This is a genomic window from Flavobacterium sp. 22659 (genome assembly GCF_052044235.1).
In the GTDB taxonomy this organism is placed as follows: Bacteria; Bacteroidota; Bacteroidia; order Flavobacteriales; family Flavobacteriaceae; genus Flavobacterium; species Flavobacterium johnsoniae.
Map to the genome: position 1 here is coordinate 416876 of NZ_JBQEMU010000002.1, position 10479 is coordinate 427354.

At 36.2% G+C, this 10479-nt stretch carries 6 protein-coding genes; 1 reads left to right on the plus strand and 5 read right to left on the minus strand.

All coding sequences use genetic code 11. From position 1 onward, the window contains the following. Window positions 1-54: 54 nt before the first annotated feature. Window positions 55-579, minus strand: coding sequence for an RNA polymerase sigma-70 factor (locus ACTJIW_RS03790; RefSeq protein WP_073410728.1), 525 nt, complete (start codon window positions 577-579; stop codon window positions 55-57). Between the two features lie 268 nt (window positions 580-847). Between ACTJIW_RS03790 and ACTJIW_RS03795 the strand changes: the two genes are divergently transcribed. Then, complete coding sequence (locus ACTJIW_RS03795) at window positions 848-1897, plus strand: phosphatidylinositol-specific phospholipase C1-like protein (RefSeq protein ID WP_440715455.1); 1050 nt, start codon at window positions 848-850, stop codon at window positions 1895-1897. A 224-nt stretch (window positions 1898-2121) separates the two neighbouring features. On the opposite strand, the gene ACTJIW_RS03800 is transcribed toward ACTJIW_RS03795, so the two are convergent. The 4 genes from ACTJIW_RS03800 to ACTJIW_RS03815 all read right to left on the minus strand — a co-directional run. Next, a complete protein-coding gene (locus ACTJIW_RS03800) occupies window positions 2122-4047 on the minus strand; it encodes a metallophosphoesterase (protein ID WP_440715454.1) in 1926 nt (641 codons plus the stop codon). Between the two features lie 447 nt (window positions 4048-4494). Further along, window positions 4495-7368 (minus strand): RICIN domain-containing protein, encoded by a 2874-nt coding sequence (locus tag ACTJIW_RS03805; RefSeq protein ID WP_440715453.1) that lies wholly within the window; start codon window positions 7366-7368, stop codon window positions 4495-4497. A gap of 244 nt (window positions 7369-7612) precedes the next feature. Beyond that, entirely contained in the window at window positions 7613-9238 is a 1626-nt protein-coding gene (locus ACTJIW_RS03810) for a glycosyl hydrolase family 18 protein (RefSeq protein ID WP_440715452.1), read from the minus strand. Between the two features lie 180 nt (window positions 9239-9418). Continuing rightward, on the minus strand, window positions 9419-10479 hold a 1061-nt coding region (locus ACTJIW_RS03815; protein WP_440718439.1), incomplete at its 5' end, for a carbohydrate-binding protein.

The following is a 10479-nucleotide window of genomic DNA, read 5'->3' on the forward strand; positions in this document are numbered from 1 at the left end:
ATCTTGAAATCGTACTATCGCCAAATATTATGAAAACATCAACAGAAAGTTATCTTAAAAATTTTGTTTAAAAAAGACAATTGGAGCCAGCCAGGCCAGATCTTTCAAGCCTTCACGCAATTGTTTTAATGCCGATGAAATTTGGTTTTTCACCGTTTGTTTTGAAATTCCAAGTTCATCTGCAATCTGGTCAATTGACATATCCTGGAATTTGTACATTAATAAAACCTCTTTTCTTTTTTCAGGAAGTTTGTCTAATAAAGAATAAAGCAAATCTGTTACCTCTGGATCAATAGTCGAAAAATTGTCGATTATGTAATCTTCAAATTTGTCTTCCATAATCGTCTTATCAAAACGATTATTCTGGTAATGTTTAAAAATCTGATTTTTTACAGCACGAAATAAATAAGGTTCGATTGCATTGATGTTTAAATCGTCTTTTCGTTCCCATAAATCAATAAATACATCCTGAACAATGTTCTGTGCCAAATCTTTATCCTGAGTCATCGTATAAGAAAAGGCATTGAGTTTCTGCCAGTAGTCTGTATACGTTTGTTCAAAAATTTCAGGATTCTTCATTGGTAATTTGGGGTAACATTAAGTATTGTAAAATAATAAAATACAACATCAATGTTTTTTGCCTGAAAGTTATCTTTAAATTAAATAATAAATGTTTTTGATGTATAAATACTACTATTTTCGGCTGGAGATGATAATAGTTTTTCGATTTCTTTTTATTAAGCTAACACAAAAGATAAACCACAACTTTACTTTAGTAACACTCTAAAAAAAGCAATTTTCTTTTGCTGCGTCTTCTTAATTCACACATTCTAATTTCATTAAAATCATGAAACAAATTCTGTTTGCATTATTTTTTGCAGGGATACAATTAGGCCACGCACAAAATGATAATTTAAAAATCAACCAAATACAAGTTATTGGTTCACACAACAGTTACCGCCATAATATTGAACCTGATTTGTACAATTTTATTCAGGCAAAAGATACTACACGTTCTCTAAAAGGCCTGCAATACACGCATATTAGTATTACAGATCAGTTAAACAAAGGACTGCGTCAGTTGGAAATTGATGTTCAGGGCGATACTCAAGGCGGAAAATTTGCACACCCAAAAGGTCTTGACCTTGTAAAACCACAAGAAGCTTATGACCCAAACGGAGAAATGAAAAAACCGGGTTTTAAAGTTTTTCATATGATTGATATCGATTTTAGAACTTCCTGTTACACGCTGCAGGGCTGTCTTGCAGAACTAAAAAAATGGTCTGATGCAAATCCTGATCACGTTCCGGTTTTTATCACTTTAGAACCAAAAGACGATGACAGCTATTTAGGAACAAAAGCCGAGAAATTTACGCCTGAGCTTTTTGATGCTTTAGACAAAGAACTTCGCAAAGGTTTAGGAAATAAACTAATTACTCCTGATATGGTTCGCGGTAAATACAAAACGCTGGAAGAAGCCGTTTTAAACAATAACTGGCCAACGCTGAAAAAAGCAAAAGGCAAATTCTTGTTTATTCTGGATAATAACGGAGCAAAAAGAGATTTATATGCTTTAAATCATCCGTCATTAAAAGGTCGTGCAGTTTTCATCAACGCAGAACCTGGAAAACCAGAAGCCGCAACAATTTTTAGAAATAATCCGGAAGATGCTTCAATCGCCGATTTAGTTAAAAAAGGTTATATCATAAGAACCAGAGCCGATGCTGATACTAAAGAAGCAAGAGCTAACGATTATACGCATTTTAACGCCGCAAAAGCCTCTGGTGCACAAATCATCACTACCGATTATTATCTGCCAAGTACTTTCTTTAATTCTCCTTATCAAATTAAATATGACGATGGGACTTATGTGAGGGCTAATCCTGTGAATAATTAATTTAACCGCAAAGCACGCAAAGGTTTTTTATCTTAGTTTGTGCTAATAAACGCAAAGTTCGCAAAGCTATAATTGATAAAGCTTTGCGGATTTTGCTGCTTAAATTTGCTCGCAAAGACGCAGAGTCGCAAAGTTTTTATAATCTTTGCGACTCTGCGTCTTTGCGAGATTAAAAGAAAACTTTGCGTACTTTGCGTAAACCTTAGCGTTCTTTGCGGTTAAAATTACTTCAAACTTTTAATCTCTCCACTCTTCAAATCAACAGTAAAATGATCTGCGGGAACTTCGTGCATGAATTTGTTAAAGATGATAAGAAATAACTTCATCTGCTTTTGTAAAGGTTTAGAAACTTCCTCTTTAGAATTCTCTAAATACAACTTCGATACAACTTTATAAGCTGCAACACGCTTTTCTCCAACATCGGCAAGAGCCAATTCATCGGCGCTTCGAAAACGGTAAAAATCGATTAAGAGGTCGTTTCCTGTCCAGTTAAAATCTTCTTTTTTGAGATTGTTTTGAACTAAAATTTGTTCCGATTTTATTTCGGCTTCGTTCCATTCTTTTTGAAACTGCGATTTATTTTTCAGAATAAAATCAAAATCTTTATCCGATTGAATATTAGCTAAAACCAATAAATCATTTGCCGAAACATTCAGAATAAAATCTTTGAAAGCTGAAGGCCAGTCATCTGATAAAAACCTTAATCGGACTAATTCCTTTAAATGAAAATCGGTGAAATCGTGGTAATTTTTGGTTTTCAGAATATCGATATTCCAAATATCTTTTGTGTTCTGACTTTGTAAAAACTGATATTCCATTTTATACAAATCAAAAAGTTCGTCAAATCCTTTTACCTCATCAATTGTAATAGTTTGAATATCTACCAGATTATCTTTTTTTATCGTTAATAATTTATAAGCCGGAATATAAGCGGCAAGCGAAGGCGTCTGAATATTAACCAACGTATTTCCTTTTTCTGTTGTGCGTGTTCCTGTATCATTAATGTGCATGTGGCCGCCAAAATGAATCTTCAAACCTGCATCGGCAAAAACCTGCGCTACTTCTTCAACCGGAACCCGGTTTAACTGCCATTTATTCGGACCTAATAATTCTTTTATTTCCACGGAAGCGTCATCATTAAAATCAATCATTGGAAAATGGCTGAAAGCAACCAGCGTTTTACCGCGCAGTCTGGCTTCTGCTGAAATATCCTGAACCCATTTTATAAGATGTTTTTTGTTTGAAAGTACATTATTGTAACCCGTACTGGCTTCAGAATAACTTTTAGAATCTTTTGGGTCGCTGTCTGTTTTCTTTGGAATATAAACATTTCCATCGATTGCCATAAGCCACAATCCGTCAATTGGTTCTACAACGTAACTCACATCCGGAACTTCAAATCCGGGTGCAACATTATAAACCCTTTTATTTAGCTGGGAAGCTTCAACAGCTTTTTTGTAATTGTAGTTTTGTGAATTGTAACCGGCAAAGGGAGTCGACCAGAATTTGTATTTTTTATTTGGATAAAAACCAAAATTCTGCAGATCGTTTGTTATGCCCAAATAACCCATTTTAGCAATATCGGCTGTTATGACAACTGGCTGTTCGATATTCATGTTTGGCTTATACATGCCGTCTTTGCTAAAAATGGGTTGGCTTTTACCTTCCTTACCTAAAAAATCTTCTTTACCCGATTCCTGAGCAAATGGTCCAACCGGATCATGATTTCCAGTGGTTATAAAAAATTCAATACCATATTTTTTTTGGTACTGATCTAAAATTTTCTTCAATCCGCGCACGTGTATCGGCTGTCCGTCATCTGTATAATCGCCCGGAAGTGCAACGTATTTTATCTTTCGTTTTGCAATATCTTCAAGAGCGGCGATGAAGGCAAAATAATTTTCATTGAAAATTCTCGTCGAATGTAACTGCGAGGCCATCGTTCTTATTAACGCATATTTTCCGGTTTTGGTATTTAAAACACCTTTAAAATCATTATCAGAAAACGTACCAAACAAATCCTGAAGGTGTACATCTGATAAAAAAGCAACCTGAACTCCTTCTAAATTCTTTTGATTTTGGGCTGAAATTGTATAATTGGAGAAAATTATAAAGAGTAAAATTAATCGCGAAGTAAGCTTTAAATTCATAGGTTTTAAACTTTTGCAAAATGGGGAATTCATCAGGCAATTTTATAGATTTAAAGATGAAATGAGTTTATGTTATTGTTATCGAATGATAATGTTTACGGGATTTTAATGCGTTGAAAATCTGTTGTCCCTAAGGGACAATAATATCCGAGGCGTATCTCTTTTTCTACCGATATTTAATTCCTAACGGAATTACCTCGTTAGAGGTTAAATATTGGTAATCGTGAATAATTTACATCTTTTTTCTACCGATATTTAATTCCTAACGGAATTACCTCGTTAGAGGTTAAATATTGGTAGAAAAAAAAATAAATTGTGAGCAAAATCATTGTCCTGTAAGGACTACACCTTTTAAAAAATAAAAAAGGCTGTCATTTCTGACAGCCTTCCATTAAATTAAAACCAAAAATTTAATGTATCTAAACCATTATGGCAAATGGGTTAAGATTATTTTTTAATAAAACGTTTAATTGTTTTCTGCCCGTCTTTTTCTAAAACAATAAAATAAATTCCTTGTTTTAAATTCGAAACGTTCAAACTATTTTCTGCAGCATTTTGAGACCCGATAACTGCTCCCTGAGAATCTATAATATTGATTTTTCCTCCTGTTACATCTGTTGTAAATGATAATACATCTGAAACCGGATTTGGATATATATTTAGAATATTTTCTCCTGTTTTTTCTTCGGCAGAAATTGCTGCAACCGCTGCTGTTGCGGCAGCATTTCCAATTTTAGTAATTCTAATCCAGTTAATGTTCATTCCGGTATTTTGAATGTAGATACCAAAATTGTACGTTCCTGCATTTACGTTTACAGTCTGCGTAACCGTCTGCCAGTTCTGCCATCCGCCTGTGTTTGGAATATCAACATTTCCTAAAATAATAGTTCCTCCATTTAAATCAGATGATAATCTGCCGCCGGTAACACCGCTCGCAACACGATATTCAATTAAATACGAACCTGTAGTTGGGAAATTAATATTGTTGTATGCCATCCAGTCTCCTGTTTCAGTATAACCAACGTTTGAACCTCCTCCTGTATCTGTAGTTGGCTCAACCTGAATACCGCTCATGGCGGAATAATCTTCGGCCTGAATTAAAGTAGAAGTTTGAGAAGTTGTTGTCGCGATTAATTTCCATTGTCCGCAAGTCTGATTGTTGTTATCCCACTGTTGTACAATAGCACCAGAAGCTGTACTCGCTCCGGCAACCTCAACAATTCTGCCGCTGTGACGTGCTACAATTTTATAAAAACCGTCTCCTGTTGAAACTAAAATAAACTGCTGGTTCGTAGTTCCGTTATACGGATATTGTTCTACACGAGCACCATTGGCCTTATTGAAATTATTGACATCCATTGACTGACCGCTGTGATTGGCAATAATTTTATACATTCCGTCTCCTAAATGAGTAAACGTAAACTTTTGATTATTTCCAGAATTAAGTCCGCCTTGATTTATTCCAGATCCGTTTGACATGCTTGAATTCCAAACGTCCATGTATAAACCGCTGTTTCTGTTTTGAAGAAAGAAAGTCTGGTTACCTAAAGTTGTCGTTCCGTTTGCAATAACTCTAATCGAACTTACTTTATCATTCCAAGTTGTATTTAAACAAGAATTATCAGAATTAATTACTGTTGAAGCGCCGCCAAAATTATCATCCTGATATAAAATCGCCTGATAACCCTGAGTAATTCTAAGTGAAGAAATATCATCATTTAAAACTCCTAAAGAATTTAAACGTGCCAGATTATAATCACCAATTGTCAATCCGCCTGAGAAACCTGTATAATTACAGTCTTTATAAACCGTAATCACATCAGTTGACGGACTTATATTTCCTCCCGGCGGAATAGTTCCGGTAATCGAATAACTTCCTATAGAACCATAAGCCGAATAACCGCCGCTTCCGGCATTTCCTGCTCCTGTTCCATCCACTCCAATATAGTATTTACCAGCCGGAAGATTAACATTCATAGAAGCATTTAATGCAAACGGATCTGAATTCCAATACGTTCCCATTTCTGTTCCTGCCGAATTATATAATCGAATTAATAAGTGCAGATTTCCGTCTCTCGAAACGGTATTGGCATTTATAGAAACATTTCCTCCTCCTGTTGTAAAAGAGAAGAAATCATAATCGGCTTCACTTGAAATAATTCCGTTTTTCTGATTGATCTGCCCGCTTGAATTGTAATCTAATGTAGCTGCAGAAGCGATATTGTTTCCGTAATCATCTCCGCGGTATCCTACTCCAAATTTAGCGCTGGCAATAATCGCCACATCATCTTGTTTGTTGTTCGCATTATTATATTCTCCTTTGCTCCATTGTACAACAGGTCTGTAATAGCCTGCACCCATAATAGGCGCCCATGAAGTTCCGTCTAAACCTACGAAATAATCTTCTGCCGGACTTGTGCGTCCGTCATGACCCAGATCAAAAGTATGTCCTACTTCATGAGAAGAAGCATCTCCACCTGATTTTCCAGATGTGATAAATACCCAGCAAGGCACATCATTATCCCAGTTAAAAGATCCAATATACGCTACTCCTCCTGCGCCCGGAGCTGCAGTATTAGTCGGTGTAACGACAACGCGCATTCTTCTGTTTTTAGGATAAGAATTAAAAACGGCTTCGTTTGTTGTAACGTTTACATTAAACGGACGGTAATCTTCTGAAACTACTTCCCAATGCTGCTGTACTGCTGCATCGTTCATTCCAGAAGGTGCTGCATTAATGGCATTTCCGTTGTTCCAGAGATTTCCTGCCGGCATATAATAACCGTCAAAATCCAGCATGACACAACCTGCTGCACCCGGTAAACTTTGCAAATCCAGCAGAGCCGGAGCAATTTCTGCTGCAGCTGCTGTTTTACTTGTTGTATTGTCTTTTGTTGGCAGGTTTTTGTAATCGATACAAACCAAAGTATTGATATCCACTTTTTCTACAAACGCATTTCCTTGTGCATCAGAAAAATACTTGTAGGCTTCTTTTGTTTTTTTAAGAAGAATGTGTCCTTCTAATGATTTGTCTTTTACTTTGATGTAGAAAGATGATTCGGCAATGTTTTTAATTTCTCCAATTAAAAATTCACTCGAAGCATTCGACTCTTTGAAGTTTATTTTTCCGTTGAAACTCGTTTTTTCTGCCTGAAGCAAAATTGTTTTGTCAGTACTTTTTGAAGCTGTAGAATTGGTTAATTCTTTCTTTAAGGTGTTCATAAAAGACTTACTCGAACCTAGTGAAGTCTGCGCAGCAACAAAACCGCTGAAAGCCAGAAAGACAAGAAATGTCAAACTGAGTCTGTAATTGTTTTTCATATTTATTTGGGGTAAAAAGGGTTACAATAATATGCGGGTAATTTTTAAACACATAGAAACATAGATTTAAATTTGAAAGAAGGTTATCTAAAAAACTAGTTTTTACACATAGTGAAACGTTACAAACTATGATTATTAATGCAAGTGAAACGCCTTTTTTAGAAAAATAAACTACGTTTCTATGTGTTAAAAAAGCACTATTTTTTCCTGTCGAAACAAAAAAGAGATAGTGCTTTTTGAAAAATTATTTTTTAATAAAACGTCTTACCGTTTTGATTCCGTCTTTTTCAACTAAAATCAAATAGATACCGCTTTTTAAACCTGAAACATTAATACTGTTGTCGTTTGCTTTTTGTGTAGAAACTGTTGCTCCGCCCTCAGAATTGATAATGCTTACATTTGCTCCCGAAACTTCTGCCGAGAAGAAAAGTGTATCTTCTGATGGATTTGGATATACAGTCAGACTTTCAATTTTATCTGCTGAAGCCGATTTAGCTGCTAAACCTGAAGCTGCTTTTGTGATTCTAAACCAGTTGATATTAAAACCTGTATTTTGAACATATATCCCGAAGTTATACGTTCCTGCATTTACATTTACAGTCTGCGTAATTGTCTGCCAGTTTTGCCATCCGCCTGTATTAGGTACATTTACAGTACCAAGCTGAATCGTTCCTGCATTTAAATCAGATGATAATCTTCCTCCGGTAACGGCGCTTGCCACTCGGTATTCAATTACGTAATTTCCTGAAGTTGGAAAATTAATGTTGTAATATGCCATCCAGTCGCCAGTATCACAATATCCAACGTTTAATCCGCCTCCGGTATCAGTTGTTGGTTCTGTCTGAACACCGCTCATGGTGTTGTAATTTTCAGCCTGAATTAAAGTTCCAGTTCCTGTTGGAGGGTTGCTTCCTTTTACAACTTGATCAACAGCTGTAAGTAATGATTTTGCACCCGTTGCATCCTGAGATAATTCCCAGATCATAACACCGCCTGCGTTTTGAACAGCAAAAGTTGTTTTTTGTTTAATCGTTGGGATTCCGTTATAATAAATTGTATTTCCAACCTGATCCAGATTTTCAGCTCCCGGATATTGCGCCACGATATTGGCATAAGAAATTCCCTGATTGGCCGAAGCTCCAAAACCATATCCGTAAAAAGGAAGTCCAATAATGGCTTTACTTGCCGGTAATCCTCTTCCAGTCCAATAATTGAATTGGTTTACAGCCATGCTGTATGGAGAATGCTGTCCCGGATTTCCAGGTGCCCAAGGTCCTGTTGCATCATACGCCATGATATTGATCCAGTCATAAGCTGCAAAAGTAGATGAAGGTACATTTGCACCACCATATCCTTCTGAAAGCGCTGCTGAGATTAATTTACCATTAGCATGCAGTTTATTAGCAAGTGCAATTACAAATCCTCCGTAGTCGCCATTAATTGCCGGACCTTCTAAGTCTACGTCAACACCGTCAAAATTATGCGCTACTACATAATCGTAGATTTTTTGAATAAAAGCGGTTCTGTTTGCCGGCGTAATCAAATTAAAATAATTGTCGCGAATTGCGCCGCCTTCAGAAACAGAACCTCCTCCAAGCGATACAAAAACTTTAATATTCTGGGCATGAGCTGCATTAATAATGGCATTGCTTCCTGAATTAAAACTCAAATAACCATTGGCATCGGGATTTTCGAACGCAATATTAATGTGCGTTAATTTACTGTACTGAATTGTACTTGAAAAAGCATTTAAATCTATCCAGTTCGGGATATAAGCTATTACTTTCTTTTGGGCTGACGCTAAATTAAAAAGACCCAACACTAAAATAATCATGCATTTCTGCAGCATTCTTCTGTAATTGTTTTTCATAATAATTGTTTTAATAGATTAATAAACTCGTAAATAAGGGGACGGTTATTGAGTTGTATATTTTTATTTAAGATTTCAGACTTTAGATTTTAGATTTGACTGCTGTGCAATCTAATTTTGCAGAACTAACACTACCTAAATTATTACCTAAGACCTAAAGCCTGAGATCACTTTTTAAAACTATTTTTTGATAAAACGTTTGATTGTCTGTTTGCCGTCTTTCTCAAAAACAATCAAATAGATTCCTTTTGCTAAATGCGAAACATCGATACTGTTTCCATTGCTTTTTTTCGATAAAACAGTATTTCCTGATTGTGCATTAACGATTTTTACATCTCCTCCAGAAAGGTCTGTTGTGGTAAACAATGTATTTTCAACCGGGCTTGGATAAACATTTAAAACGGTTTCTTCCGGCGCTTCTTCTGTTTGAACTGAAGCCGTTTTAGCAGCCAATCCTGCACCTACTTTTGTAATTTTAATCCAGTTGATGTTCATTCCGGTATTTTGAATATAAATTCCGAAATTGTACGTTCCTGCATTAACGTTGACAGTCTGAGAAACAGTCTGCCAGTTTTGCCATCCTCCAGTATTAGGGATATCAACATTTCCTAAAACAATTGTTCCTCCGTTTAAATCAGATGATAATCTGCCGCCTGTAACAGCACTTGCTACTCGGTATTCGATTAAATAAGAACCTGTTGTTGGGAAATTGATGCTGTTATACGCTAACCAGTCGCCTGTTTCTGTATAACCAACGTTTGATCCTCCGCCAGTATCAGTTGTAGCTTCAACCTGAATACCGCTCATCGCTGAATAATCTTCTGCCTGAATTAAAACCGATGTCTGTGAACTTGCTGCCGGAACTAATTTCCATTGTCCGCAAGTTTGATTGTTGTTATCCCATTGCTGTACAATTGCTCCAGAAGCCGTGCTTGCTCCTGCTACCTCAACGATTCTGCCGCTATGACGCGCTACAATTTTGTAATACCCATCGCCTGTAGAAACCAAAATAAACTGTTGATTTGTTGTTGCATTGTATGGATATTGCTCTACTCTTGCACCATTGGCCTTATTGAAATTGTTAATATCCATTGACATACCGCTGTGGTTGGCAATGATTTTATACATTCCGTCGCCTAAATGCGTGAAAGTAAATTTCTGGTTGCTTCCTGAATTCAAAGCGCCCTGGTTGATTCCTGCACCGTTTGACATGCTTGAATTCCAAACGTCCATGTATAAAC